This window comes from Giesbergeria sp., assembly GCF_028686475.1.
Taxonomy (GTDB): domain Bacteria; phylum Pseudomonadota; class Gammaproteobacteria; order Burkholderiales; family Burkholderiaceae_C; genus Simplicispira.
The window spans coordinates 112318-136954 of sequence record NZ_JAQUCA010000008.1 but is presented as its reverse complement, the minus strand read 5'-3'; the positions used below and the strand labels follow the sequence as shown (position 1 = coordinate 136954).

25 protein-coding genes, 1 tRNA gene and 1 pseudogene are annotated in these 24637 nt (G+C 57.7%); 8 read left to right on the top strand and 19 right to left on the bottom strand.

All coding sequences use genetic code 11. The annotated features are described in order from the left end of the window. Positions 1-230 precede the first annotated feature (230 nt). Both PHX60_RS08015 and hemN read right to left on the bottom strand, forming a co-directional pair. The gene (locus PHX60_RS08015) at positions 231-947 is read right to left on the bottom strand and encodes a sulfite exporter TauE/SafE family protein (RefSeq protein WP_300076539.1); all 717 of its coding nucleotides are present in this window, start codon (positions 945-947) and stop codon (positions 231-233) included. Positions 948-953: 6 nt separating this feature from the next. Then, entirely contained in the window at positions 954-2336 is a 1383-nt protein-coding gene (hemN, locus tag PHX60_RS08010; RefSeq protein ID WP_300076526.1) for an oxygen-independent coproporphyrinogen III oxidase, read from the bottom strand. Positions 2337-2524: 188 nt separating this feature from the next. On the opposite strand from hemN, the gene fnr reads away from it, so the two are divergent. Next, positions 2525-3247 carry a fumarate/nitrate reduction transcriptional regulator Fnr gene (gene fnr / locus PHX60_RS08005; protein WP_300076524.1) on the top strand — a complete coding sequence of 241 codons (723 nt, stop codon included), beginning with the start codon at positions 2525-2527 and terminating at the stop codon, positions 3245-3247. A gap of 10 nt (positions 3248-3257) precedes the next feature. Here the strand turns inward: fnr and pgsA are convergent, their stop codons facing one another. The 4 genes from pgsA to vapB are packed head-to-tail and all read right to left on the bottom strand — an operon-like array spanning position 3258 to position 6452. Next, positions 3258-3824 carry a CDP-diacylglycerol--glycerol-3-phosphate 3-phosphatidyltransferase gene (gene pgsA / locus PHX60_RS08000; RefSeq protein WP_300076522.1) on the bottom strand — a complete coding sequence of 189 codons (567 nt, stop codon included), beginning with the start codon at positions 3822-3824 and terminating at the stop codon, positions 3258-3260. A 39-nt stretch (positions 3825-3863) separates the two neighbouring features. After that, positions 3864-5804: an excinuclease ABC subunit UvrC gene (gene uvrC / locus PHX60_RS07995; protein ID WP_300076521.1), complete on the bottom strand. Its 1941-nt coding sequence runs from the start codon at positions 5802-5804 to the stop codon at positions 3864-3866. Between the two features lie 10 nt (positions 5805-5814). Beyond that, complete coding sequence (locus PHX60_RS07990; protein WP_300076520.1) at positions 5815-6216, bottom strand: type II toxin-antitoxin system VapC family toxin; 402 nt, start codon at positions 6214-6216, stop codon at positions 5815-5817. Continuing rightward, positions 6213-6452, bottom strand: coding sequence for a type II toxin-antitoxin system VapB family antitoxin (gene vapB / locus PHX60_RS07985; RefSeq protein ID WP_300076518.1), 240 nt, complete (start codon positions 6450-6452; stop codon positions 6213-6215). Before vapB ends, PHX60_RS07990 begins: the two co-directional genes overlap by 4 nt. A gap of 74 nt (positions 6453-6526) precedes the next feature. On the opposite strand from vapB, the gene earP reads away from it, so the two are divergent. Both earP and efp read left to right on the top strand, forming a co-directional pair. After that, on the top strand, positions 6527-7615 hold the full coding sequence (gene earP, locus PHX60_RS07980; RefSeq protein ID WP_300076517.1) for an elongation factor P maturation arginine rhamnosyltransferase EarP: 1089 nt from the start codon (positions 6527-6529) through the stop codon (positions 7613-7615). Positions 7616-7718: 103 nt separating this feature from the next. Then, entirely contained in the window at positions 7719-8273 is a 555-nt protein-coding gene (efp, locus tag PHX60_RS07975) for an elongation factor P (protein WP_300076515.1), read from the top strand. Between the two features lie 7 nt (positions 8274-8280). Here the strand turns inward: efp and PHX60_RS07970 are convergent, their stop codons facing one another. The 3 genes from PHX60_RS07970 to PHX60_RS07960 are packed head-to-tail and all read right to left on the bottom strand — an operon-like array spanning position 8281 to position 11664. Then, positions 8281-9540 carry a branched-chain amino acid ABC transporter permease gene (locus PHX60_RS07970; RefSeq protein WP_300076513.1) on the bottom strand — a complete coding sequence of 420 codons (1260 nt, stop codon included), beginning with the start codon at positions 9538-9540 and terminating at the stop codon, positions 8281-8283. Between the two features lie 5 nt (positions 9541-9545). Further along, a complete protein-coding gene (locus tag PHX60_RS07965; protein ID WP_300076511.1) occupies positions 9546-10493 on the bottom strand; it encodes a branched-chain amino acid ABC transporter permease in 948 nt (315 codons plus the stop codon). Between the two features lie 52 nt (positions 10494-10545). Next, positions 10546-11664 carry an efflux RND transporter periplasmic adaptor subunit gene (locus tag PHX60_RS07960; RefSeq protein ID WP_300076509.1) on the bottom strand — a complete coding sequence of 373 codons (1119 nt, stop codon included), beginning with the start codon at positions 11662-11664 and terminating at the stop codon, positions 10546-10548. A gap of 94 nt (positions 11665-11758) precedes the next feature. Here PHX60_RS07960 and hpnC point away from each other — a divergent pair, with 94 nt between their 5' ends. Continuing rightward, positions 11759-12601: a squalene synthase HpnC gene (gene hpnC / locus PHX60_RS07955; RefSeq protein WP_300076508.1), complete on the top strand. Its 843-nt coding sequence runs from the start codon at positions 11759-11761 to the stop codon at positions 12599-12601. Positions 12602-12627: 26 nt separating this feature from the next. Here the strand turns inward: hpnC and PHX60_RS07950 are convergent, their stop codons facing one another. Further along, complete coding sequence (locus tag PHX60_RS07950; protein ID WP_300076506.1) at positions 12628-14241, bottom strand: FapA family protein; 1614 nt, start codon at positions 14239-14241, stop codon at positions 12628-12630. A gap of 141 nt (positions 14242-14382) precedes the next feature. Next, positions 14383-16029, bottom strand: a complete 1647-nt coding sequence (locus tag PHX60_RS07945) for a methyl-accepting chemotaxis protein (RefSeq protein WP_300076504.1) — start codon at positions 16027-16029, stop codon at positions 14383-14385. 117 nt (positions 16030-16146) lie between these two features. Here PHX60_RS07945 and hpnD point away from each other — a divergent pair, with 117 nt between their 5' ends. Together hpnD and hpnE are read left to right on the top strand one after the other, a co-directional pair. Beyond that, the gene (gene hpnD / locus PHX60_RS07940; protein ID WP_300076502.1) at positions 16147-16986 is read left to right on the top strand and encodes a presqualene diphosphate synthase HpnD; all 840 of its coding nucleotides are present in this window, start codon (positions 16147-16149) and stop codon (positions 16984-16986) included. Then, on the top strand, positions 16983-18320 hold the full coding sequence (hpnE, locus tag PHX60_RS07935; RefSeq protein ID WP_300076500.1) for a hydroxysqualene dehydroxylase HpnE: 1338 nt from the start codon (positions 16983-16985) through the stop codon (positions 18318-18320). Before hpnD ends, hpnE begins: the two co-directional genes overlap by 4 nt. A 19-nt stretch (positions 18321-18339) precedes the next feature. On the opposite strand, the gene PHX60_RS07930 is transcribed toward hpnE, so the two are convergent. From PHX60_RS07930 to PHX60_RS07910, 5 genes and pseudogenes are all read right to left on the bottom strand, one after another. Then, positions 18340-18552, bottom strand: a complete 213-nt coding sequence (locus tag PHX60_RS07930) for a DUF2788 domain-containing protein (protein ID WP_300076537.1) — start codon at positions 18550-18552, stop codon at positions 18340-18342. Positions 18553-19154: 602 nt separating this feature from the next. Beyond that, positions 19155-19355 (bottom strand): annotated as a pseudogene (locus tag PHX60_RS07925) (type II toxin-antitoxin system PemK/MazF family toxin); the annotation flags it as partial. After that, positions 19352-19630: an AbrB/MazE/SpoVT family DNA-binding domain-containing protein gene (locus tag PHX60_RS07920; RefSeq protein WP_300076498.1), complete on the bottom strand. Its 279-nt coding sequence runs from the start codon at positions 19628-19630 to the stop codon at positions 19352-19354. The pseudogene PHX60_RS07925 and the gene PHX60_RS07920, both read right to left, overlap by 4 nt. 71 nt (positions 19631-19701) lie before the next feature. Further along, complete coding sequence (locus PHX60_RS07915; RefSeq protein WP_300076496.1) at positions 19702-19980, bottom strand: helix-turn-helix transcriptional regulator; 279 nt, start codon at positions 19978-19980, stop codon at positions 19702-19704. A gap of 271 nt (positions 19981-20251) precedes the next feature. Further along, a complete protein-coding gene (locus PHX60_RS07910; RefSeq protein WP_300076494.1) occupies positions 20252-20662 on the bottom strand; it encodes a hypothetical protein in 411 nt (136 codons plus the stop codon). Positions 20663-20944: 282 nt separating this feature from the next. Between PHX60_RS07910 and PHX60_RS07905 the strand changes: the two genes are divergently transcribed. Both PHX60_RS07905 and PHX60_RS07900 read left to right on the top strand, forming a co-directional pair. Further along, positions 20945-21280 carry a helix-turn-helix domain-containing protein gene (locus PHX60_RS07905; protein WP_300076493.1) on the top strand — a complete coding sequence of 112 codons (336 nt, stop codon included), beginning with the start codon at positions 20945-20947 and terminating at the stop codon, positions 21278-21280. Positions 21281-21301: 21 nt separating this feature from the next. Next, complete coding sequence (locus PHX60_RS07900) at positions 21302-22276, top strand: transposase (RefSeq protein WP_300076491.1); 975 nt, start codon at positions 21302-21304, stop codon at positions 22274-22276. A 462-nt stretch (positions 22277-22738) separates the two neighbouring features. On the opposite strand, the gene PHX60_RS07895 is transcribed toward PHX60_RS07900, so the two are convergent. From PHX60_RS07895 to PHX60_RS07885, 3 genes are all read right to left on the bottom strand, one after another. Then, positions 22739-22828: transfer RNA gene (locus PHX60_RS07895), tRNA-Ser, on the bottom strand. Between the two features lie 60 nt (positions 22829-22888). Next, complete coding sequence (locus PHX60_RS07890) at positions 22889-23737, bottom strand: sensor domain-containing diguanylate cyclase (protein WP_300076489.1); 849 nt, start codon at positions 23735-23737, stop codon at positions 22889-22891. After that, positions 23721-24635 (bottom strand): stomatin-like protein, encoded by a 915-nt coding sequence (locus tag PHX60_RS07885; RefSeq protein WP_300076487.1) that lies wholly within the window; start codon positions 24633-24635, stop codon positions 23721-23723. The genes PHX60_RS07890 and PHX60_RS07885 overlap by 17 nt, the downstream gene beginning before the upstream one ends. Between the last annotated feature and the right edge of the window lie 2 nt (positions 24636-24637).

Here is a 24637-nt window from a genome sequence, read left to right as displayed (position 1 = left end):
CGAACAGGACAGTGAAACGACTTTGCGCCGATGATAGTGCGGGTTCCCGTGTGAAAGTAGGTCATCGTCAGGCTCATTACACCAAGCGCACCCCTCTAACTTTTATCGGTTAGAGGGGTTTTGCTTTGTGGAATCAACAATTTTATTGATACCCAGCTGCGTGAAGCGGTTGGGTAATATAAATTGCATAGCCCAAGCTCCAAGCACAGCTCAGGGCGGAAAAACTTTATTTAACTGCACCACAGTTCTGGTCCGTGGGTGGCATCTAGCCACAAGGCCCATAAAGCAACACCACAGAGTAACATTCCGGCCAGCCGAGTGCCACGTTGGCCGTGTAGCTGTAATCGTTGGCGCAGCCGTTGCCATAACCACGGCCCGGCCAATAACCACAGGCCGCTGCCCAGCGCAAACAATATCATGGTGATGGCACCAGAGAAGGCGCTACCGCTGAGCGAGGCCACCAATAGCGCTGAATACAGCAGTCCGCAGGGCATGAGCGCCCACAAAAAGCCGGTGATAAAAACGCCGCCGGGTTTTTCTACCACGGGGCGTACCTTTTGCCAAAGGCCACGACCGGCGTTTTCTACCCAAGCTGGTTGGCGCGCCAGCAGTACCATCATCAAGCCCCAAGCCAGCACACCGACATGCAGCATAGTCCATGCCGGGCGCAGGGCGCTGGTTTGCACGGTGAGCCAAGCTAAACTTTGCATGGCGACAGCAGCCAAAGCCCCGATGCTGGCATAACCGAGCAGGCGGCCCAGATGGTAAGCTGAAAGCCGTTGTAATTGACGTGTGCTGCCATACCAGTGCAGAGCTTGCTCGTGAGGCTGTTGCGCTGTTTTTCCAGCCCCCACTACTGCCCCACAGGGGGCTGCACACATCGCCAAACAATGGGGGCCACCCACCAGCCCCATGAGCAAGGCCGTCCAGGCCACAGAAAAAAGCATCATGCCTTAGATGATGCGCGAAAATCGGGTGCGGTTGCGGTCGGCTTGTAAATACCGATCAAAAGTCATGGCAATGCCACGCACAAAGTACCAGCCCATGTCGGTTACTTGTACGCCATCGGCGTGGAATGTAACCAAGCCCTGTCCGGCCATTTCTTGTAATTGCGCTAACTCGGTGGCGAAGTATTGGCGGAAATCAATCAGCCAAGCGCTTTCTAAGGGTTCAAACAGCAATTCACCTTGGCACATCAGCGCCATGATGACGGCACGGCGCACCAAATCGTCGCGCGTGAGGGCCAAGCCGCGCACAATCGGCAAGCGATTTTGGTTGAGGTGGTCGTAATACTCGTCTAAAGTTTTGGCATTTTGGCTGTAAGTGGCTCCAACACGTCCAATCGCTGAGACCCCCAGCGCAATCAAATCGCAGTCGGGTTGGGTGCTATAGCCTTGAAAATTGCGGTGCAGTCTGCCTTGGCGCTTGGCCACGGCCAAAGCATCATCGGGCAAGGCGAAATGGTCCATGCCCACATAGACATAGCCCGCTTGGCTGAAGGAGTCTAGCGCCCGCGCCAACATGCCTACTTTGGCCGAGGCCATCGGCAAATCAGCCCAGACAATGCGCCGCTGTGGTTTGAAGCGCTCGGGCAGGTGGGCATAGGCGTACAGGGCGATGCGGTCGGGGCGCAGCTGGGCCACTTGGGCCAAGGTGCGCTCAAATGAGGCCGGGGTTTGGCGTGGCAGGCCGTAAATCAGGTCGATATTGATGGAGGCAAAGCCTAAGGCGCGCGCGGCCTCTACCAGGGCAAAGACTTGCTCGGCGGGCTGGATGCGGTGCACTGCCTTTTGTACTTCGGGGTCAAAATCTTGTACGCCAAAACTGAGGCGATTAAAGCCCAATTCGGCCAGCACGGCCAACCGCCCTGCATCGACGGTGCGTGGGTCAATTTCAATCGAGTATTCGCCATCAGCTGCCAACGTAAAGTGCTTACGCAGCATGGTCATGAGTTCGCGCAAACCATCATCGGATAAAAAGGTGGGTGAGCCACCGCCCAAGTGCAATTGGCTGACCACTTGGCCTTGGCCGCAGTGGGCGGTGTGCAGTTCTACTTCGCGGCTGAGGTAGCGCAAATAAACATCGGCCCGGTCGTGGTGGCGGGTGATGATTTTGTTGCAGGCGCAGTAGTAGCACAGCGATTCGCAGAACGGAATATGCACATACAGCGATAGCGGCAGGGCCTTGGCCGAAGTGCCTACACTGCGTTGTTGCAGTGCCAGTATATAGTCGCGCTCTCCAAAAGCCTCGACAAAGCGGTCTGCCGTGGGGTAGGAGGTGTAACGCGGTCCGGGCACATCAAACCGGGTTAACAATTCGGGGGAAACAAGGCTCATGAAAAATTCCTCAGGTGCCAAGCCACTGTGCCGTAAACGGCGCTGGTGGGCGTTGACCTCTGTCAAGGGCAGGCAGTAAAAGGGCGCTGCACTGGTGGGGCGTAGTGGATGGGCGATAATTTGACCATATACCCCTGCTATCCGTCACAGTGGGGGGCTTTATTTGCTACCGTCGCCCCCGAGTCATCATGAATCCACATACCATCAAAGTCGCCTGCTCCAACTGCAATCTGCGCGAGCTTTGTATGCCGGTAGGTTTGACCGACGAGCAAATCCAGCGCATTGACGAGGTAGTGGCCACGCGGCGCAAAATTAAGCGCGGGGGTACTTTATTTTGCAATGGTGAGGCGTTTACTTCTTTGTATGCGATTCGCACTGGGTTTTTTAAGACTTGTGTGGTGACCGAAGATGGACGCGACCAAGTGACGGGTTTTCAGATGGCGGGTGAAGTGATTGGCTTGGATGGCATCGTGCATGACCGGCACACTTGTGATGCCGTGGCCTTAGAAGATGCCGAGGTGTGCGTGATGCCGTTTGACCGCATCGAGGAGCTTTCGCGCGAAGTGACAGCTTTGCAAAGCCATGTCCATAAAATCATGAGCCGCGAGATTGTGCGCGAGCATGGTGTGATGTTGTTGCTTGGCAGTATGCGCGCTGAAGAGCGTTTGGCGGCTTTTTTGCTCAATTTGGTGCAGCGCTTGCACGCGCGCGGGTTTTCGCAGTCTGAACTGGTGTTACGCATGACGCGCGAAGAAATCGGCAGCTATTTGGGCCTGAAATTAGAGACGGTGAGCCGCACTTTTTCTAAATTTGCCGAAGATGGTATTGTTGAGGTGCGCCAGCGCCATGTGCGTATCATCAGCACCGATGCCCTCAAGCGTATTGTGAACAACCAACCCGCCTGCCACTGAGGCGGTGCTGTTATTGCACCCGCGCCCGAATTTCGGGCAGCGCTTTTTGCAAATAATAGACCATCGACCATACGGTGAGGACGGCAGAAATCCAAATCAGCCAAGTGCCCCAAACACCGGTATCGACCAGCCCGAACAACTGTCCGTCGTAGAGTAAAAACGGAATGGCCACCATTTGCACGGTGGTTTTGAGTTTGCCCAGCATGTGCACGGCTACGCTTTTGCTGGCTCCAATTTGGGCCATCCATTCGCGCAGCGCAGAGATGGCGATTTCGCGCCCAATAATGATGAGGGCGACAAAGACATCCGCGCGTTGCAAATGTACCAGCACCAGCAAAGAAGCACAGACCAAAAATTTGTCGGCTACTGGGTCTAAAAAAGCGCCAAACGAGGAGGTTTGATTGAGTTTGCGTGCCAAGTAGCCATCGAGCCAATCGGTAGCGGCAAACACGACGAACATCACCGTGGCCAGTAAATTGCGTGTGGCTCCATCGAGGGGCGCATAAAACACCCCGACAATCAAGGGTATCGCGACAATGCGCGTCCAAGTCATGAGGGTGGGAATAGTCCAAAACATGGGCGCGATTGTGGCACGCCGACAAGGCAGCTGCCGAAACTAGCGCAGGGCTTGGTAAATGGCTTCGGCCAAGGTGGCGGAAATGCCTTCTACCGTGGCTAAATCTTGCACACTGGCGGCGGCCACACCGCGCACGCCGCCAAAGCGTTGCAGCAGTCGGGCGCGCTTGGTAGGGCCAATGCCGGCAATATCTTCTAAGCGACTGCCACCAGTCCGCACTTTGGCCCGTGCCGCACGCATCCCGGTAATGGCAAAGCGATGGGCTTCGTCGCGAATTTGCGCCACCAGCAGCAGTGCGGCCGAATCGGCGGGCAAGCGGAGTTTGGGGCGGCCATCGGCAAACACCAGCTCTTCTAGTCCGACTTTGCGCCCCGCGCCTTTTTCTACCCCGACGATGCGCGACAGTGCCAGCCCCAGTTCTTCAAACACAGCGCGGGCTATGCTGACTTGGCCTTGCCCGCCATCGACCAACACCACATCGGGCAAACGCGCTTGGCCTTCGGCCTCGGCTTGGAGCAGCTTGCTGTAACGGCGTGTCAGCACTTGGCGCATGGCAGCGTAGTCATCGCCGCCGGTGATGCCGTCAATTTTGTAGCGCCGGTATTGGCTGGGCTGCATTTGGTGGCCCTGAAACACCACGCACGAGGCTTGGGTGGCTTCGCCTGCGGTGTGGGAGATGTCAAAGCATTCGATGCGTAATGGGGCTAAATCTTCTAAAGTCAAATCCAGCACTTGGGCCAAGGCGTGGGTGCGCGCTTGTTGTGAGCCTTCTTCGGCCAACAAACGGGCCAGTTGCAATTGGGCGTTTTGCTGTGCCATCTCTAGCCAAGTACGGCGCAAGGCACGCGGCTGGTGTACCACATGGATGCGCTGGCCGCTTTGTTCGGACAACAATTGCAACAAGGGTGCAGCGATAGGCAGCGGCAGCACCAGCACGGGCGGCACCGGTATGCCCAAATAATGCTGCGCCATAAAAGCGTGCAGTATTTGGGAATTGGGGGAATTGAGGGAATCTAAGCCCGCATCTAGGCTTGCATCTTCTGTCAGTGGTTCTTCTGGCAGGGCCAACGCGCTGGCATCTTGTACCTGCACCGGAAAATAAGCCCTATCGCCCAAATGTCGGCCCCCGCGCACCATCGCCAAATTAACGCAGGCGCGTCCGCCTTGTACGCACACTGCCAAAATATCGACATCGCGGTCGTCGGTGGTGGAAATGGCTTGCTGCTGCAATACCTGCGATAAAGCGGCAATTTGGTTGCGTAATTCTGCGGCCAGCTCAAACTCCAACTGCTCAGCGTGTGCCATCATGCGCTGCTGCAACTGTGCCAAGACGGTATCGGCTTCGCCGCGCAACAGGGCTTGGGCATCGGCTACGTCTTGGGCGTAATTTTCTGGGGAGATTTTGCCTACGCAAGGGCCACTGCAACGCCTGATTTGAAACAGTAAGCAAGGCCGGGAGCGGTTCTTGAAAACGCTGTCTTCGCAAGTGCGTAGCCGAAATACCTTTTGCAGCAACTCAATCGTTTGCTTAACGGCCCATGCGCTGGGGTAGGGGCCAAAATAGCGGTGCTTGTGGTTGACGGCACCCCGGTAGTAGGCCAGTCGGGCAAATTGTTGCCACGGCGCTGGGCCTTGGCCATCTTTACCGGCTACGCCGGTCAATTGCAAATAGGGGTAGCTTTTGTCGTCGCGGAACAAAATGTTGTAGCGCGGCTGCAAAGTTTTGATGAGGTTGTTTTCGAGCAACAGCGCCTCGGCCTCGGAGCGCACCACGGTGGTTTCTAGCCGGGCAATTTGGCCGACCATGTGGCCGATGCGTGTGCCAGCCAGGGTTTTTTGAAAATAACTGCTCACCCGGCGCTTGAGGTGCAGGGCTTTGCCCACATAGAGCAATTGGCCTTGGGCATCAAAATAACGATAGACGCCGGGCAAAGCGGGCAGGGCGGCTACTTGGGCCAACAGTTCGGGGGAATGTGGCACAAACGTCCTTTCAGGCCGCAACCACCCAGTTGTCTAACTGCAAACCGGGCACTTTGGCAAATTCACGCGTGTTGTTAGTGACCAACAGCGCTTGCTGGCTTAGGGCGTGCGCGGCAATCATGGTATCTAAAGCGCCAATCGGCGTGCCCCGGCGTTCCAAATCAGCACGTATTCCAGCGTAGGCCCAAATGGCGGCCTCATCAAAGGGCAAAATGGTCAAGGGGGCTAAAAACATCTCTAAGGCTTGGCGGTTGCGCGCCGAACCACTTTTGGCCACACCATAGGCCAATTCTGCGGCTACCACGCTGCACAATCCAATCTCGCCCAGGCGGTATTGTCGAAAGCGTGCCAATACTGCTGGCGGTTTGGCATTGATGATGTAGATGCAGATGTTGGTATCGAGCAAAATCATGGCGCAATGGCTATCGCTTCGCGCAGCTGCTCATCCGGTTGCTGGCGCGTTAAGACAAAATTGGACTCAAAGGCGGCCAGCCCAGCTTCTAGCGTTTGCCACGGGTCATGCAGCGGCAATAACAAAACACCGTTGCCAAAGTGCTTTACCACCACTTCGGTGCCGTTAAAGCGGTATTCTTTGGGCAAGCGTACCGCCTGACTGCGGCCAGACTGAAAAAGGCGAGCGGTGTCCATAGCAGGCTCCTTTTATGGTAAGCACCAATGATAGCTATCAACAAGACGGGTGTCCAATGCGGCCCCTAAAACCAATGCAATGGGATATTTTTTGTCAGGTTATTGATAATTTTGGCGATATAGGGGTGTGCTGGCGCTTGGCGCGTGATTTGGCTGGGCGCGGCCATGTGGTGCGTTTGTGGACGGACGATGCCAGCGCCTTGGCGTGGATGGCCCCGCAAGGCTGCTTTGGCGTACAAGTGCGTGCTTGGGGCAGTGCCTTGCAGCCCGAAGATGCTCCCAGCGCGCTACTCATAGAAGCCTTTGGCTGTGAACCCCCGGCAGATTTTCTGGCCGCCACCGTGGCCCAAGTGCAACAGTTGGGCCAGCAACCGCCGGTGTGGATTAATTTGGAATACCTGTCCGCCGAGGGCTATGTCGAGCGCTGCCACCGTTTGCCTTCGTTGGTGTTGCAAGGCCCAGCCCAAGGTTGGACGAAGTGGTTTTTTTACCCCGGTTTTACCCCGGCCACTGGCGGCCTGTTGCGTGAGCCGGATTTGTTGGCCCGCCAAGCAGCCTTTAACCGCCTCGCTTGGCGGCAAGCGCATACCCCAGCGCAGGGCCTAGCGCCTGACGCGCTTTGGATAAGCCTGTTCTGTTACGAACCCGCTGGCCTGCCCGCGCTGCTGGCGCAGTGCCAACAAGCGCAAAACACAACGCACCTGCTGGTAACGCCCGGGCGCGCCCGCGCCGCCGTGCAAGCCGCCTTGTCTGGCGCGGCCTTGCCTGCAACGCGCCAGCAGCTCTGCATGAGTCCATTGCCCCCGGTGCCGCAGCCCGCTTTTGATGAGCTGCTGTGGGCCTGTGACCTCAATTTGGTACGTGGTGAGGATTCTTTGGTGCGCGCCCTGTGGGCCGGGCAGCCTTTGGTGTGGCATATTTACCCACAGCGCGATAACGCGCACCATGCCAAGTTGCACGCCTTTTTAGACTGGCTGCAAGCGCCGCCGTCCTTGCGCCAGTTTCATGCGGTGTGGAACGGCCTGATAGATGCCCCTTTGCCCGAATTAACCCCCACCACACTGCAAACTTGGGCCGATTGCGTGCAGGCAGCACGGCTGCGCTTGTTACAACAGCAGGATTTGTTGACTCAGTTACTGGGATTTTGTGCGTCGCAACGTTAAAATACTGGGTTTCGCGCAATCGAGCTGGCTACGTGGTTGTACCTGGCCCGCGCGTCTTGGCCGCCAAACTTATTCTGCGCGGCCCCAACCCTGCAAATCTTTTATGAAAATCGCTCAAGAAATCCGCGCTGGCAACGTCATCATGCACGGTAAAGACCCTATGGTGGTCTTGAAGACCGAATACGCCCGTGGTGGCCGTGGTGCTGCTACCGTGCGTATGAAGCTCAAAAGCCTGATTGGCAACTTCGGCACCGAAAACGTCTATAAAGCCGACGACAAAATCGACAATGTGATTTTGGACAAAAAAGAGTGTACCTACTCTTATTTTGCCGACCCGATGTATGTTTGCATGGACACCGACTTCAACCAATACGAAGTAGAAGCCGAAAACATGGGCGACACCCTCAACTACCTCGAAGATGGTATGGAGCTGGAAGTGGTGTTCTACGACGGCAAGGCTATCTCGGTAGAGCTGCCCACCAGCGTGGTGCGCGAAATCACTTGGACCGAGCCAGCTGTGAAGGGCGACACTTCGGGCAAGGTACTCAAGCCTGCCAAAATTGCCACCGGCTTTGAAGTGCCTGTACCCTTGTTTGTCAGCCAAGGCGACAAAATCGAAATTGACACCCGCACCGGCGAATACCGCAAGCGCGTCTAAACCCGCATTACGGGCATTCGCCCTGCTGCGCTGCTGCCCGCTGGCGGCGGTGCAGCACCCCGGCCAGCCCCAGCCCCGCAGCAGCGGTCAAGGCAGCGGCCCACCAGTGTTGCCAAGCATCTACGCGCAAGGCCCAGCCCCACAAAGCCAGTTCTGGCCCCAAGGTGGCCTGTTGCTGTCGGTGATAAGCCAGTTCTACCAGCACGGCGCTGCCTACCAGCACCAAACCCAAGGCCATGCCTTGTAGCACGCGCCAGCGCCATTCGGCGCGCCATTGGCCCGAACGCCCATACCGCCACAGCGCCAGTCCGAGCGCAGCCAAGCCGCCGGGGGCCAGCATCACCATGCCAATAAACACCAGCCCCAAGTAAAGCAGCCAAGCTGCCGACAGCTCAGACCACCAAACCAGCGTCAGTACCATCAGCACAGCCCCCAAAATAGGCCCAGCAAAAAAAGCCGCTCCGCCCAAAAAGGTAAACAGCAAATAATGGCCTGAACGCGCCAGGCTAAAACTATCAGCGGCAGTGACCATCTCTACCTGAATGGCGGCCAAAGCCCCGCCGATACCGGCAAAAAAACCAGCTATGCTAAAAGCGATGTGGCGCACGCGCTGTGGGTTGTAGCCAATAAAGGCGGCGCGTTCGGGGTTATCGCGCACGGCATTGAGGATGCGCCCCAAAGGGGTTTGCGTTAGGCACCACATGGCCAAGGTACACAGCAGCGCATAGACGGCTATCAGGTAGTAAACCTCTCGCGCCGGGCCAAAAGTAAAGCCCAGCCACGGCGTGCCATAGACGCGGTTGCTGCTGATGCCGCTCTCGCCGCCAAACCATGCCGGAAACATCAGCGCCACGGCGGCCACCAGCTCGGCCAGCCCCAAGGTAATCATAGAAAACACCGTGGCCGATTTGCGCGTGGCCGCAAAACCCAGCAGCAGCGCACAGGCTAATCCGGCCAGCCCCCCCAACACCGGCACCAGTACCAGCGGCACAGCAAAGTCGCCCTGTGCAGTGCGGTTCATGACATGCACCGCCATAAACGCCCCCAGCCCGGTATAAACCGCATGGCCAAAGCTCAACATACCGCCTTGACCCAGCAAAATGTTGTAGCTCAGGCAAATAATGATGAGGTAGCCCATTTGCGACAACATGCTCAACGCCAAACTGCTGCCAAACAGTTGGGGCAAGCACAGCAGCAAGCACAGCAGCAGCGCACCCGCACCCCAAAGTGCATAGCGTTGGTTCCATACGATTGAAGACAAGCCCATTGCGCTTAATCTTGGCGTTGGCCTAGCAGCCCCTGTGGACGCAGCAGCAGCACCAACACCAGCAACACATAGGGCAAGATGGGGGCCAATTGCGCCACCGTGAGGCGCTCTAAGGCTCCGTTGGCCAGCGTGGGCCACCAGCGCGCCAGCGGTGTATCCATCGACACGGCCAGGGTTTGCAGTAGGCCAATCAACAGCGAGGCCCAAAACGCCCCTAGCAAAGAGCCTATGCCACCCACCACCACCACGACAAAAATAATCGAGCCTACCGCTGCCGCCATGCCCGGCTCGGTGATGTAGGTATTGCCACCAATCACCCCGGCCAAAGCCGCCAGCGCACAACCGCCACCAAACACCAGCATGAACACGCGCGGCACGTTGTGTCCCAGCGCTTGCACCATATCCGGGTGTTCTAAGGCGGCTTGAATCAGCAGCCCGATGCGCGTGCGTGTCAGCAGCCACCCCACTGCTGCCAGCATCAGCAGGGCCACTACCATGATAAAAGCGCGTGATTTGGGAAACTGCACCCCATACAGGCTAAACAGTGGCCCCTGCAACCATTCTGGCAAGGCATAAGGCACCGTAGAGCGCCCCCAGAGCAGTTGCACCAGTTCTAACACCAAATACGATAACCCCCACGTGACCAACAACTCTGGCACATGGCCAAAGCGATGCACGCGGCGCAGGCAATAGCGCTCAAACAGCGCTCCCAGCGCCCCCACCAGCAGCGGTGCCAGCAGCAAAGCCAGCCCAAAGCCCCAATGCGCCGAGATGCTGTAACCCAAGTAAGCGCCCAGCATGTAAAAACTGGCGTGGGCAAAATTGAGTACCCCCATCAGGCTAAAAATCAGCGTCAGGCCCGCACTGAGCATAAACAGCAGCAGGCCATAGCTGAGGCCATTGAGCAGGGATACCAACAGCAGCTCCCAACCTGACCAGCCTATGGAGTCCATTGCAGGCAACAAAAATGGCGGACGGTATGCGGACGCTTTGTGTGCGGTGCCATCAGGAGCTGGGCGTTTTGGGCTGGTAGGGCACCACTTTTTGCCCCGGCGACAGCACATGCACCCCAGTGGCCACCACCTGCATACCCGCTGCCAGCCCAGAGGCCACCACGGCGGCATTGCCATCGGCGGTGGCAATTTGCACACTTTGCAAGCGCACCGTGCTGGTAGCTGGTTCATAGAGCCAAACGGCACTGCCCTTGCCCTGTTGGAGTAAGGCAGTGGTGGGTACCGTGATGGCCAAACTACCGGCACGGCTAAGGGATTGCAGCAGCACATACGCCGTGGCCCCCAGTGGCGGCACAGCGACACCTGGCGGCACTTCTAAAGCCACTTTAACGCTGTAAGTGCGGGTGATGGGGTCTGCGCTGGCGGCGACTTCGCGCACCCGCCCCGGCAAGGGGGCGGCAGCTTGCGCCCACAGGCGCACCTGCACGGCTTGTCCGGGGTGTAGCAGGGTTATTTTGTCTTCGGGTGCGGCAAACACCACATCGCGTGGGCCGTGGTGGGCAATACGCACGATGGGCGTGCCAGCGGCGACGACTTGGCCCGGCTCGGCCTCAATGCCGGTAATCACACCCGCTACATCGGCCAGCAAACGGGTGTAGCCGGTTTGGTTGCCTTGTACCGAGGCTTGGGCTTGGGCTTGGGCCAAGGTGGCTTGGGCGGCTTGCAGGGTGGCCTCGCGGCGCTGCAATTCGGCAGCGCTGATAAAGTTTTGCGCTTGCAAGCGTGCATAGCGTTGGTAATCGGCAGCGGCCAGTGCTTGCTGGGTTTGGGCCGCCGTTACTTGGGCCTGTGCTGCTTGGGCAGCCAGTTGGTAATCTTGCGCGTCTAGTTGGGCCAGCAACTGGCCGGACTGCACCTGTTGGCCCAATTCTGCTGGGCGCTGCACTATTTTGCCTGCCACCCGAAAGCCCAAGCGCGACTCGGTGCGCGCGCGTACCTCGCCCGCATATTCTTGCTCGGCTTGCAAGGCGCTGGCCCCTACCGTCAGCAGCTTGACGGCACGCACTGGCTCGGGTGCTGGGGCAGGCTTAGAGCAGGCCGCCAAGCACAGCGTAGCAGCACAAAGCCAAACAAGCCCCCGGCGGGACGGTGGTGCAATCGAGGAGGGCATGAAAAAACGGAGGTTGCGAGGTGTTCAATTGTAAATCCTAGGGTCGTGCCTTCAGCCAGCACCAGAACCTTGGGCGCAAGCGACAATCTATGCCGTGACCCAAGCCCAAACTATTACCCATTACGAAAACTTCCCGGTGGCCTCGCTGCTGTGCCCACCTGCATTGCGCCCACCGATTGCCGCCATTTATGCCTTTGCGCGCACCGCAGACGACATCGCCGACGAGGGCGATGCCAGCGCCGCAGAGCGGCTGGCCGATTTAACGGCCTACCGCATCGAGCTGCACCACATTGCTGCGGGCGCTGCACCTGGCCCACGCTGGCCGCAGGTGTTTGCGCCGCTGGCAGCCATCTTGCAAAGCCACCGCCTGCCGGTAGCGCTGCTAGATGATTTGCTCAGTGCTTTTATGCAGGATGTGCAAAAAACCGAGGCTGGCGCTGGCTATGCCGACCGGACTGAATTGTTGGAGTACTGCCGCCGCTCGGCCAACCCGGTGGGTCGTTTGCTGTTGCACCTGTATGGCGTGCAAGATGCAGCTGCCTTGCGCCAAAGCGATGCTATTTGCAGTGCCTTGCAGTTGATTAATTTTTGGCAAGATTTGAGCGTGGATATTCCACGCCAGCGCTTTTACCTGCCCCAAGCCGATTGCACGCGCCACCGCGTGCCACCAGCCGACCTATTGGCCCAACGGCTCACCCCAGCCAGTGCCGCCTTGGTCTTGGACTGCGCCCAATGGGCGCGCACCGAGATGTTGCGCGGCGCACCGCTGGTACACCGGCTACCGGGGCGCATTGGCTGGGAATTGCGCCTCGTGGTGCAAGGCGGTTTGCGTATTTTGGACAAAGTGCAGGCCCTGCGCGGGGCCAGCTTGCAGCAGCGCCCCCGCATTCGGCCTTGGGATGGCCCGCTGATGCTGGCGCGGGCGCTGAAAATGTAAGCCCCCAGCAGCGGAGGAGGCAGTTTTTAGCCCAGTGCCAAAATCACTGGCTTGCCATCGCGGCCGGTAAAAATCAAATTGCCGCCCTCGTCCAGATAAAAAGCCCCGCTGCCAAAGTCTTGACGCAAACGCGCTACCAGCTTGCACAGGCTGATTTCTACCGTGCCTTGGGTGCCCACAGCCACCTCTAAGCGCGCCAAGCGGGCTTTTTCTAGCTCTTTTTCTAGCGTTTCGCGCTCTTTGAGCGATTTGCCCCAGGCTTGCACCGCCTGTTGCCATGAGGAGCGGGCGCGCTCTAGTAGCCCTTTAGGGTCTGCGGTTTTGAGCTGCTTGACCAGTTGCTCTAAACGGGTTTCTTGCTCTTTTTCTTCTTCGATGCGCTTGAGCAAGGCGGCATATTCGGCATCTAGCGCCGGATTGACCCCCAGCGTGATTTTGGTGGTTCCGCCCTTGTCCGAGCCTAAAGTGACCACCCGAATCGCCATCATGGCTGTGGCGTGGCCGCCCACCAAACGCCCGGTTTTGCGTGAACCGGTGCCGATAGTGATTTGGTTGATAGCGTGTAGTTCACATTCGAGTGCCATGTCTTTCAGGGCAATCACGGTGCCAGCGCGAATCTCTACCCCTTCGGCAAAGCGCGCCATGACCGAACCTTGGGCCTCAATTTTGGAGCGCCCAATAATGCCGCCCGCAATGCGAATATCGCCGCCCGCGTGCAAATTGCCCGAGTCCACCATGCCATCGACGATGATGTCGCCGCTGGCATGTACCGTCATGCCTTGCACTACTTCGCCAGTCACATGCACGCTGCCATCAAAGTGGATATTGCCGGTGGCCATGTTGATTTCTTTGTAGCGCAGCACCGGCTCTACATTCACTCCGGCATCGACGCGCACTGGCAAACCGCCCACGGCGGCCACCAACACGCAAGCATCTTCGGCAGAGACTTCGGCCCCTTTGAGGCCGGTGGCAAACGGCTTGTCTTTGCCCGGTTTGGCTTTGACTACCACGCCTTTGACGGTTTGGCCATCGGTGCCCGCAGTGGCTGGCGTGCGCCGCATCAAAGGTGCGCCCGGTTGTACGGCCACGATTTCGCCGCGCTCGCGGTAGTCAATCAGGCCGTTTTCGTCGAGTTTGGGTTCGCGGTTGACGGTGTGTGGAATCAGGTCTTCAAACAGGGCATCGGCACCATGCAAAACATCACGACCACGGGCGATGATGACATTGCTACAACTGCCGCGTTGGCAGGCATCTTGGATGGCGGTTTGGTCAATGCCAAAGGTAACACCGGCCTTGCTCAGGGCGCGCAAAGCATCTTCGGGGTTGGCCGCCTTGCCACCAATCGGCGCAATGATGTTGAGCGTGGCATTCATGCCATCGGAGGACACAAACACTTGGTACTCGGCATCCAAACGGCGTGCTACCTCGATGCCAAAAGGCTCCTTTTGCACATTGCACATCTCAGCGGCACTGTGCAGGGCGTTTTGGTTGATGGAGCAATCGCCATAGCCTTCTTGCTCTAGCAAGTGCTGCAAGGTATCGCCATCAATCGGCTCGCGCCCCGGCGTGGGCAGCGCCACCAGCAAAATTTGGTTATCTGCTTCCTCAAAAGAAAGCCCTTGAATTTGAACAACAGACATGGATTTCCCCACTGAATCAGCACATGGCCCAAAATGAGCAGCTAAGATGAATAATCTGCACGACCGCAGCCCGCTCGCACCCCGTCCCAGACGGCAGCGGCGCTAGAGCTGCTTCATGATTTTTGCCAACTTGGCAAGACATTAGCGCCCCAATAAAGCCACAGAGGCTCGTGGGGCTACCGGCGATGGCATTGGCCTGGCACTGTGGCTGCTGCTGCCCGACTCCAGGGTAAACGAAGCCGCCAGCGTGGCCAATTGGTGCGCCTGCTCTTGCAAAGCACTAGAAGCAGCCGAAGTTTGCTCGACCAAAGCAGCATTTTGCTGGGTTACGCCATCGAGTTGCGCTACCGCTTGGTTAATTTGCGCCAAACCTGACGACTGTTGCACACTGGCCGAGGCGATTTCGCCCACGATGTCGGATACGCGCTGGATGCCCGCGACGATTTCTTGCATGGTGGCCCCGGCTTGCGACACTTGGCTGCTGCCCACGCCCACCTTGTCCACCGAATCGGTAATCAGAGCGCGCACCTCTTTGGCGGCTTGGGCGCTGCGTCCGGCCAAATTACGTACTTCGGCGGCCACCACAGCAAAGCCCCGGCCTTGCTCGCCCGCGCGGGCGGCTTCTACGGCGGCATTGAGCGCCAAAATATTGGTCTGAAAAGCGATGCCATCAATCACGCCAATGATGTCCACAATTTTGCGCGATGAGGAATTGATGGCCTCCATCGTATCGACCACCTGCGCTACCACGGTGCCGCCACGTTGCGCGATGCCTGTGGCCGCAGAGGCCAATTGATTGGCTTGGCTGGCATTGTCGGCATTGTGTTGCACCGTGCCCGAAAGCTGCTCGGTGGCCGAGGCGGTTTGTTGCAAGGAGCTGGCTTGCGATTCGGTGCGCTCGGATAAATCGTGCGTGCCCGTGGCCACCTCGGAGGCCGAACCGGCAATGGCATTGGCCCCTTGGCGCACTTGGCTGATGATGTGGTGTAGGTTGCTACGCATGGTCTCCATTTGGCCCAGCAGGGTGCCAATTTCATCATGGCCCGCATGGGGCACGGGGCGCGATAAATTGTTGCCTGCAATTTCGTGGGCGGTATCAATCGCCATGCTAAAGCCTGAACGCATACGCCCTAGCAGGGTCAGGGCCAAAAATGTTGCCGGAATGCCCCCCAGCGCAGTGGTCAGGCCAAACACCCATAAAGCCCGCTCATAGTGTTCTTGTGCCTCTTGGTAGGCTTGCTTGCCTTTGTTGACTTGGTAATCGCGGAAGGCCCCCATTGACTGCACTACGGCCTCGCCCTCGGTGCGGCTGGCCGCTAAAAAACGCTCTAATACTTCGGCGCTGTAGTTGCCACTGCGAATAGCGCTGGTTGTTTCATCCAATTTGGTACGCCACGCCGCACGAATCGGTTTGGTGCTGTCGTACAGTTTGCGCTCTTCGGGGTCGGTAATGTTCTCTTCCATCGCCTTGTTGGTGGCATTGGCCTTGACGCGTGTGTCGGCAATGGCATCCAAGTGGATGTTGGTAGGATGGTCATGCACCGCTGCCAAGGGGTTATCGGGCGCATGTTGGAACGCCAACAACACCTGCAAGCGGTTTTGCACCGTGGCATTCATCGACTCTTCGGCCAGCAGGGCGCGCTGCATGGCTTGGTCATGAATCAGGCGCAGGCTATCGCGCGCCGACATCAAACCCAGCAAGCTGACACCAACTACTGCCGAAAATGAAATCCAGTAAGCAAACAAAATGAGAATAAAGCGCTGGGTGATACGCAGGTTATTGAACATGGAGCGACAAAAAAGAGGAAACGGTACAAGGCGGCACAAACAAGCTCAGCGGACAGCGATGATAGCGCCCGATAGCGCCTATCCCAGCTAACGCGCATCATGGGACAATCCCCACCCATGAATCCGGAACAGTACGTCCAACAAAAAGCTGCCGCTTCGGGCAGCAGTTTCTATTACGCTTTTCTGTTCCTGCCCCCAGCACGGCGGGCAGCCATTACCGCGTTTTATGCCTTTTGTCGCGAAGTCGATGATGTGGTCGATGAGGTCTCTGACCCCGCTGTGGCGCGCAACAAGCTGGTGTGGTGGCAAGCCGAGGTGCAGCGCGCCTTTCAAGGCCAGCCCAGCCACCCCGTGATGCAGGCCCTGATGCCCCACGCGGCCAGTTATCAGATGGAGCAGCGCCATTTGCAAGCCGTGATTGAGGGCTGCCTGATGGATTTAGACCAAACCCGTTATTTAGACTATGCGGGCTTGCAGCGCTATTGCCATTTGGTAGCGGGTATTGTGGGCGAAGTGGCGGCACAAATTTTTGGCCAAACCGACCCAGCTACCACGCAATATGCCCATCGTTTGGGCCAAGCGTTGCAATTGACCAACATTTTGCGCGATGTGGGCGAGGATGCCCTGCGCGGGCGCATTTATCTGCCAGTCAATGATATGCAGCAATTTGATGTCAAAGCGCACGAAATCATCAAGCGCGAATATTCTGAACGCTTTACCGCACTGATGCGCTTCCAGGCCGAACGGGCGCATCGCCTCTATGACGAAGCCTTGGCCCTGTTGCCCGCCGCAGACCGGCGCGCGCAAAAGCCCGGCCTGATGATGGCCAGCATCTACCGCACTCTGCTGCGCGAAATTGAAGACGAAAACTTTCAGGTGCTGCACCAGCGCATCAGCCTGACACCACTGCGTAAATTTTGGCTGGCTTGGAAAGTCCAAGCCTTGGGGCGGATGTGAAAAAAATTGCCATTATTGGGGGCGGTTGGGCGGGCATGGCGGCTGCGGTGGCCGTGGTGCAGGCCGGACATCGGGCCACGGTGCTGGAGGCGGCGCGCGTCATTGGTGGCCGGGCGCGGGCTATTGTGGCCCACGGCGGCAGCGATGCAGCGCCGTTGGTGCTAGACAACGGCCAGCATATTCTGATTGGTGCCTATACCGAATCGCTGCGCCTGATGCGCCATGTGGGCGTGGACATGGATGTCGCGCTGCTGCGCCTGCCACTGGCCTTGCGTTTTGCCGATGGCAGCGGGCTGCAATGGCCGCGCCTGCCCCCGCCTTGGGATGCCTTGGTGGCCATTGCCCGTGCCACCGGCTGGACACGCTCAGAGCGGCTGGCGCTGCTGCGCGCGGCGCTCAAGTGGCAGCTCAAGCGCTTTCGTTGTGATGCACAGGACACGGTGGCCGATTTGTGCGCCAGCTTGCCGCAACGCCTTATCGACGAGTTTATTGACCCGCTGTGTGTAGCGGCACTCAATACCCCGGCAGCGCAGGCCAGCGGCCAAGTGTTTTTGCGCGTGCTGCAAGACAGTTTATTTAGCGGGCCGGGTGGCTCCAATCTGTTGTTGCCGCGCGTTAATTTGGGCGAAGTCTTCCCAGAGGCGGCGGCGCGTTGGTTGCGTGGCCAAGGCTCCATCGTGCGTACCGGTGTGCGCGCGCGCACCCTCAATGCCATGCCGCAGAGTGGACGCTGGCTTATCAACGGCACGCCGTTTGATGCCGTGGTGCTGGCCTGCTCCAATACCGAAGCGGCCCGTTTGGTGTCGCATTGCGTCCAGACCGCGCCGCGTCCGATGGTGATACCGCTGTGTGATTGGGCCGCCAGCGCGCAGGCGCTGCAATTTCAGGCCATTGCCACCGTGTATGCCCAGTTGCCGCTGCCAGAAGAGCGTCCCTCTGGGGCGGTGTTGTCTGCCCCTATGCTGGCTTTGCGTAGCCATTTGCATGGGCCAGCACAGTTTGTTTTTGACCGAGGGCAATTGGGCGGCCCGGCGGGCTTATTGGCCTTTGTGGCCAGTGCCAGCCAAGGCGACCGCAGCAGCCTAGAAGCACAAGTATTGGCGCAAGCCGAGCGCGAGTTGGGTTTGGCCGGGCTGCTGCCCGTGCAAACCGTGATTGAAAAACGCGCCACCTTTGCCTGTACTCCAGGTTTGCAGCGGCCAGCACGCCAAATTGCCAATGGCCTGTGGGCTTGTGGCGACTACATCGCTGGCCCCTACCCCGCCACCCTAGAAGGGGCGGTACGCAGTGGCACCGCCGCAGGTTTGGGGGTGCTAGACCCGCCTAGCGCCTGAACGTAAGCGCTGTGCCTGCTCAGCGCTCTAGTATGGATTGCAACACGATTTTGGCCACAAAGCCCAGAATGCCCAGCCCCAAGCCAATAAACATAATCATGGTGCCAAACTTGCCCGCCTTAGACTGCCATGCCAATTGCCCAATGATGAACAACATCAGCAAAATGAACGCCCCTACGCCGTAGGTCAGGAAAAAATCGGCGATTTGCTCTTCGCTCAAGCCAAAAATCATCAATTTGCGCGTGAAGCCTTGGCCAGACACCAAGGAGGTAGAGCTTAGAGTGCATGGCACCCTTTGCTTTGGTGGCGTACCTAGCACGTCCATTTTTGCCACCTATTGCATGACACACCGGATTTTTTAGCACCCAAGCCGATAGCCATGCTGCCGGGGGCCAAGCATAAAAAAGCCCGCAAACTAACAAGGTGTAGTTGGCGGGCTTGATTCTATTTAATGGCATGGCGGGAACCCAATTCACCAATGAAAACAGTCAAAAAACCCGAATTTATTCCCCGATTTATTCCCCGGTTTTGGTTTTGTTCCCCGTGTTTGGGATTCCAATTGCCCCATGTTTAGGCGCTATGATTTTGATAGCTTGCTTTTTTTGAGTGCGTGGCATGGATGCAACATGGTTGTCGGTTATGGGGTTGGCAGTTTAGCAGTACCACGGGCACGGCCATCTAAGTGGCCTGCCTTTGCCAACTGGCGCGCCAGTGCAGATAGCCGGGCGTGGTGGCTCTGGCGTGGCAGGCAATGGCAATGCCTGCAAGCAATGGCACGCCTCAAGTAGAGGATGGCAACCCGTCGAATACCGGGTAGCTGTGCAGCAAGGGCACACCAGCACCCGTAAGCGATACCGCCATACCCACAGCACGGGCACCCTGTCCGCCTTGGGTAATAGGGCATACGCCTATCAGGCCCAAGCGGTTAAAGGCTTGTGGGGTTAGCACCAGCGCCGGGCGGTGGCCTTGCTGCTCCCGGCCTAAAGTGGGGTCAAAGGTCAGGGCCACGATGTCGCCACGCTCAAAAGCCCTCACAGTGCTACCTCCCGGCCTGTGGCTGGCATGGTGTCCCAGTCGGTATCTATCACCAGCGGTGCCTCCCCTTGCATGGCCAGCACTTGCTCTAGGGTGTAGCTACGGCGGGCCACTGGTGCAACAACAAGGCGGCCATGCTCGGCATCTAGGTTGACCGTGTCGCCAGCGTGCAAGCCCAAGGCACGCGCCAGCTTTTGCGGGATGGTCAGGGCGATAGAACCGCCCACAGTGCGAAGGGTAGAAGTGTGAATGGTGTTGCTCCAAAGGTTGTACACAGTTTAACTTTTTGGGGCTAGGGTGTTGGTTTTGGGCAGGGATGCACCAGAAAAGGCCACGGCCAAACAGGCTAGGCGTACTCCAATCGCACCACAGCACGGCATCCAATGGCTTGGGCATAGCGTTGCACGCTACGCAACGATGGTGGGCGCTGGCCACTCTCTAGCCGGGCTACTGCACTTTGGGTAGTGCCCATGCGCTGGGCCACGTCCGCTTGGCTTAGGCCAGCACGGGCGCGGGCGGCTATCAGTTCACGGGCCATGCCAAACTCATCCCCCATAGCGTCGTATGCCTTACGGGTTTCGGGGCTGGCCAGCATTTGGCTTTTGAGTTGCTGCAATGTTTTCATCGTATAGCCATTTTGCTATACATGGAACGCCACGCGCAACCATCCCCACGTCGGTTAGGGGCTGGGCGGCATGGGGGGGGAAAAGCACCAGAAAAGGCACGGTTTGGGCTGGCTTGCCTTTGCTGGCGCTGGGGGTCTTGCGGCTTAGGCGGCCTTTACCAACAGTGGCACCACTTGGGCCGGTTGCTTAATGCCAGCCGCTTCCGGTATGAACTGGCGCAAAAAAACCCGCTCTAGGCGGGCTAGTGCTGGGTTTCTGTGGTGGTGCTGGCTATCGGCGCTTACTCATGGCGTTGTCAACTGCCTGTTGCAGTTGTTCGCCGGTAGGGCATAGCGGGCCACGGGTTCGCCCACCAGCCTTGCACGCCGGGCACTGCCAATAGTGGGCTTGGAACTCACGGTCTAGGGCGCACCACGGCTGGGCCGCGTGGAACTTGGGCAAGGGCTTTGCCGGGTCTGGGGCCACAGTAAGCGGTGCCAGTAGCTCTACCAATTCAGGCTTGCAGTTGCGGATATGTTGCGCCAATTTGGCAATGCCAGCTTGGTTGCCACGGGCGCGAAGTTCGCCATCGGATAAGGCCAGCACCACGCCCAAGGCTTGGGCCTGCGCCAGCACTTCGGTAGCGCTTGGGGCCGGGGTGCTTTTACTCTTATGGCCCAGAGGGTAGGTAATGGCGGCCATCAAAACGCCACCTCGATAACATCATCATCGCCAGCTTGGGTAGCGGGGGATATTGTGTTGTTTGAAGTCCGCCATGTCCGCCAATGTCCGCATGAATGGGGTTTTTGCCTAAATTTTCAGCAAAATTGGGGGTTTTGGGGTTGTTAGCAGGACTTGCAGGACATTCAGGACTTTGAACTCCTTGCGAGCGCATTCCCCACCCTAGCCGCTAGGCAGGGTGTGGGTCAAGCGAGCGGCACTTGCAAAGTGCCTTTTTTGTTGGATAAAGAATAGAATCATCTGATGCAAATTGGCAACTGTTTTCGTTGTTACCCCACTCCAGCACAAGAAAAAGTGCTGTTGCAATGGATAGGTTGCCAGCGTTTTATCTACAACGCCAAGGTGCAAGAAGACCGCTATTTTCGCACCTTTGCCCGCAAGTCCCTCCAACACACCGGACAGTTTGCCGCCATAGACCAACAATACAGCCAGTTCAAGCACCCAGAACTGACCCCGTGGCTATCTGAGGTGCCTAGCCAGCTGTTACGCAATGGTGCCGCCAAATGGATGCAGGCTTACAGCCGTTTCTTTGCCGGTTTGGCTGGCCGCCCCACTATCCAAGCCAAGTATGGTAAATAATCGGTATGGCTTACGCGCGAATTGTTTTCCTTTGAGCCTATCAAAGATGAGACCGGAAAAGTCACGCACCACCTGCTGCATCTTGGCACCAAAAAGCATCCCCTGGGCTGCTTGGCTTTTACAGCGCACCGTGATTACGCGCTGCCAGCTTCCATCCACCTGAGCATCCATGCCGGACACAGGCATGTGTCCTTTAACTATGACGACGGCATCGCCGAACCTAGCGTTGAGGAAATCACCCAATGGCTACGCAGCTTCAGCACTTCTGAACTGAGTAGCGTCACGCTAGGCTTGGACAGAGGTGTCCAGATTCCACTGGCGGCCAGCAATGGACAGCAGTTTGATTTTCGGGCAATAGAAAAAAAGCGTTTAGTCCAGCAAGAAAAGCGCAAAAAGCGCTGGCAACGCCGCCAAGCGCGTCGGGTTAAAGGTTCAGGACGCTGGAAAAAAGCCAAGCAGCGTGTAGCCCAATGCCAGCAATACGCTACTGACCTGCGCCGCGATTTTTGCCACCAAACCAGCCATGCCTTGGTAGCAGACCCAGCCTACAAGCTGTATGTATTGGAGGCGCTCAAAGTCAAAAACATGGCTACCAGTGCCAAAGGCGATACCGAGAAGCCGGGTAAAAACGTCCAGCAAAAAGCCGGACTGAACCGTGCCATCCTGGCTTCAGGCTGGGGGCAAATCAAGGCTTACACACAATACAAAGCCCTGCGCGCAGGCAAACTGTGCATCGAAGTGCCCGCACACTATTCTTCGCAGGAGTGCAGCCACTGCGGTTTCACTCACCCAGACAACCGGCGCTCTCAAGCCGCGTTTGTTTGCCAAAGCTGCCATTGCACCGACAACGCCGACACCAACGCCGCCAAGGTGCTGGTCAAACGCGGGGTAGCTCTCATTTTGGGCGAGGGTGTAGCAAAGAAGAAAGTCAAGCGGGCAAGGGTCAGAAAACAAAAGGTAGGGGCGGAATGCTCCAAACCGGCTGGGGCAACCTAGCTTACGCTCGTAGAGACATGGGTAAACCGTCCAGATGGCAACATCTTGGCGTACCGGTCGATGAAGCGAGAAACCCCAGCTACAACGCTTTGCGTTTAGCTGTGGGAGATTTCATGTGAACAATATCCCCCGTTGTCGCAACTTCCCACAGCCCATTTAACCGTGCCGCCTACCTTGCCCAAAGACTTGACCTCTAGGCCCATGTGAATGAGTTTTCGTTCAGGTGGGCAAGTGGCGTTTTTGCAATCAACGTCGGTCAGTGGCATGGACAGCTCCAAAGGGGGTATCGGGGTGGTGTTCCCCGGTACCGGGGTACGGGGTGAATCTGTTCCCCGAATTTTTCCCCGGTTGCGTGGTGGCTGTCTATGGGGCTAGGTGGTCTTCTTTGGCCGATACCATGCCCACTTGCCCAATGAAAAAGCCAGTCAACTGGCTGTAGTTGGCTGGCTTTGGTCTATCTGATGGCGGAGAGGGCGGGATTCGAACCCGCGGTGGGGATTAGCCCACACACGCTTTCCAGGCGTGCGACTTAAACCGCTCATCCACCTCTCCGCGTAGCCTATTATTATAGGCGATAAATTGAGCTTCATCTGCGTAGCAGGGCAGAAATAATTATCCGCTGGCCACCACGGTGCGGTTGCGCCCTTGGTGTTTGGCTTGGTAGGCCGCTGCATCGGCACGGGCAATCAGCTGCTCTAGCGTTTCGTTGGTTTTGAGGGTGGCCAGACCTAAGGATAAAGTCAATGAACCCACTTCTGCATCGCGGTAGTTTTGGAGGCGATGGCGTAGACGTTCGGCCAACTCAAAGGCAGGTGCGGCAGCGCATTGGCTCAGCACAATGATAAATTCCTCCCCGCCCCAGCGAATGACCGGGTCGCGACTGCGTACTCCGTGCAGCAAGTGCGTGGCCACGTTGTGCAAAGCCCGGTCGCCAGCGGGGTGACCAAAACGGTCATTGATTTGCTTGAAGTGGTCAATGTCACATACGAGCAAGCTCAGGGGTTCCTGCTGGGCTTGGGCGTAAAGATAGGCTTCGTTGAGCAGCTTTTCGCCGTGTCGGCGGTTGTAAAGACCGGTAAGTTTGTCGTGGGTGGCGGCATAAACCAGCGCTTGCTCTTTATTGACCCGTGTGGTGATGTCTTTGCTCACGCTGATGTAGTGCGTAATACAGCCTTTTTCGTCGCTGATGGGAGAAATGCTTTGCTCGGCATGAAAAATAGAGCCATCGCGCCGCTTGTTGACAAAGGTAGCCCGAAAATCTTCCCCCTTGGCCAAGGTTTGGTACAAGTTCGCATAAAAGCGGTCGTCATGCTGCCCCGAGGACAGCACCGCAGGCGTTTGTCCGTACACATCATCGAGGGTGTAGCCCGTGAGGTACTCATGTCGCAGGGGGTGGTTCGTCGGGCGATGGTCTGAGGCAGAGGACAGGGGGGTTAGAGCAGGTTTAAGATTTGCGCTCAACCTGCACCATCTTCATGGCCGAGGCAATCAGGGTTGAGACTTCGCTCATGTTGCTGGGCACAATCAGGGTGGTGGTGGCATCTTGGGCCAGTTTGCCATAGGCTTCTACCGCTTTTTCGGCCACTTTCAGCTGCACTGCTTGCTCGCCGCCGGGCTGGCGGATGGCGGTGGCCACGCGTTCAATGGCTTGCGCCGAGGCCGAGGCCAGCGTCATGATGGCAGTGGCTTCGCCTTGGGCCTTGTTGATGGCAGCTTGTTTTTCGCCTTCGGAGCGGGCAATAAAGGCTTCGCGCTCGCCGGTGGCGATGTTAATTTGCTCTTGGCGCCGCCCCTCGGAGGCGGCAATCAGGGCGCGCTTTTCACGTTCCGCCGTGATTTGCGCCTGCATGGCGTGCAAAATTTCTTTCGGGGGTGTCAAATCTTTGATTTCGTAGCGCAGCACCTTCACACCCCAGTTGAGGGCCGCCTCGTCAATCGCTTGCACAATTTGGGCGTTGATGATGTCGCGCTCTTCAAAGGTTTTGTCCAATTCGAGCTTGCCAATCACGCTACGCAGGCTGGTTTGTGCCAACTGCGTCACGGCCATGATGTAGTTGCTGGAGCCATAGCTGGCACGCATCGGGTCGGTTACCTGAAAATACAAAATGCCATCCACTTGCAGCTGGGTGTTGTCGCGGGTGATACACACTTGGCTGGGCACATCCAGTGGGATTTCTTTCAGGCTGTGTTTGTAGGCCACCTTATCGACAAACGGCACCAAAAAGTTCAAGCCAGGGCTGAGCGTGCCCGCATACTTGCCCAGGCGCTCTTTGACCCAAGCGTTTTGCTGGGGCACCACTTTGATGGAGCGCGCAATAAAAATCACGGCAATAACAACAAGGATGAGGGCGATTTCCATGA

Coding starts and splice junctions, on each gene's coding strand:
- PHX60_RS08015 (WP_300076539.1), bottom strand. CDS start 947: ATGCTTTTTTCTGTGGCCTGGACGGCCTTGCTCATGGGGCTGGTGGGT.
- hemN (WP_300076526.1), bottom strand. CDS start 2,336: ATGAGCCTTGTTTCCCCCGAATTGTTAACCCGGTTTGATGTGCCCGGA.
- fnr (WP_300076524.1), top strand. CDS start 2,525: ATGAATCCACATACCATCAAAGTCGCCTGCTCCAACTGCAATCTGCGC.
- pgsA (WP_300076522.1), bottom strand. CDS start 3,824: ATGTTTTGGACTATTCCCACCCTCATGACTTGGACGCGCATTGTCGCG.
- PHX60_RS07990 (WP_300076520.1), bottom strand. CDS start 6,216: ATGATTTTGCTCGATACCAACATCTGCATCTACATCATCAATGCCAAA.
- vapB (WP_300076518.1), bottom strand. CDS start 6,452: ATGGACACCGCTCGCCTTTTTCAGTCTGGCCGCAGTCAGGCGGTACGC.
- earP (WP_300076517.1), top strand. CDS start 6,527: ATGCAATGGGATATTTTTTGTCAGGTTATTGATAATTTTGGCGATATA.
- efp (WP_300076515.1), top strand. CDS start 7,719: ATGAAAATCGCTCAAGAAATCCGCGCTGGCAACGTCATCATGCACGGT.
- PHX60_RS07970 (WP_300076513.1), bottom strand. CDS start 9,540: ATGGGCTTGTCTTCAATCGTATGGAACCAACGCTATGCACTTTGGGGT.
- PHX60_RS07965 (WP_300076511.1), bottom strand. CDS start 10,493: ATGGACTCCATAGGCTGGTCAGGTTGGGAGCTGCTGTTGGTATCCCTG.
- PHX60_RS07960 (WP_300076509.1), bottom strand. CDS start 11,664: ATGCCCTCCTCGATTGCACCACCGTCCCGCCGGGGGCTTGTTTGGCTT.
- PHX60_RS07950 (WP_300076506.1), bottom strand. CDS start 14,241: ATGTCTGTTGTTCAAATTCAAGGGCTTTCTTTTGAGGAAGCAGATAAC.
- PHX60_RS07945 (WP_300076504.1), bottom strand. CDS start 16,029: ATGTTCAATAACCTGCGTATCACCCAGCGCTTTATTCTCATTTTGTTT.
- hpnD (WP_300076502.1), top strand. CDS start 16,147: ATGAATCCGGAACAGTACGTCCAACAAAAAGCTGCCGCTTCGGGCAGC.
- PHX60_RS07930 (WP_300076537.1), bottom strand. CDS start 18,552: ATGATTTTTGGCTTGAGCGAAGAGCAAATCGCCGATTTTTTCCTGACC.
- PHX60_RS07915 (WP_300076496.1), bottom strand. CDS start 19,980: ATGAAAACATTGCAGCAACTCAAAAGCCAAATGCTGGCCAGCCCCGAA.
- PHX60_RS07910 (WP_300076494.1), bottom strand. CDS start 20,662: ATGGCCGCCATTACCTACCCTCTGGGCCATAAGAGTAAAAGCACCCCG.
- PHX60_RS07905 (WP_300076493.1), top strand. CDS start 20,945: ATGCAAATTGGCAACTGTTTTCGTTGTTACCCCACTCCAGCACAAGAA.
- PHX60_RS07885 (WP_300076487.1), bottom strand. CDS start 24,635: ATGGAAATCGCCCTCATCCTTGTTGTTATTGCCGTGATTTTTATTGCG.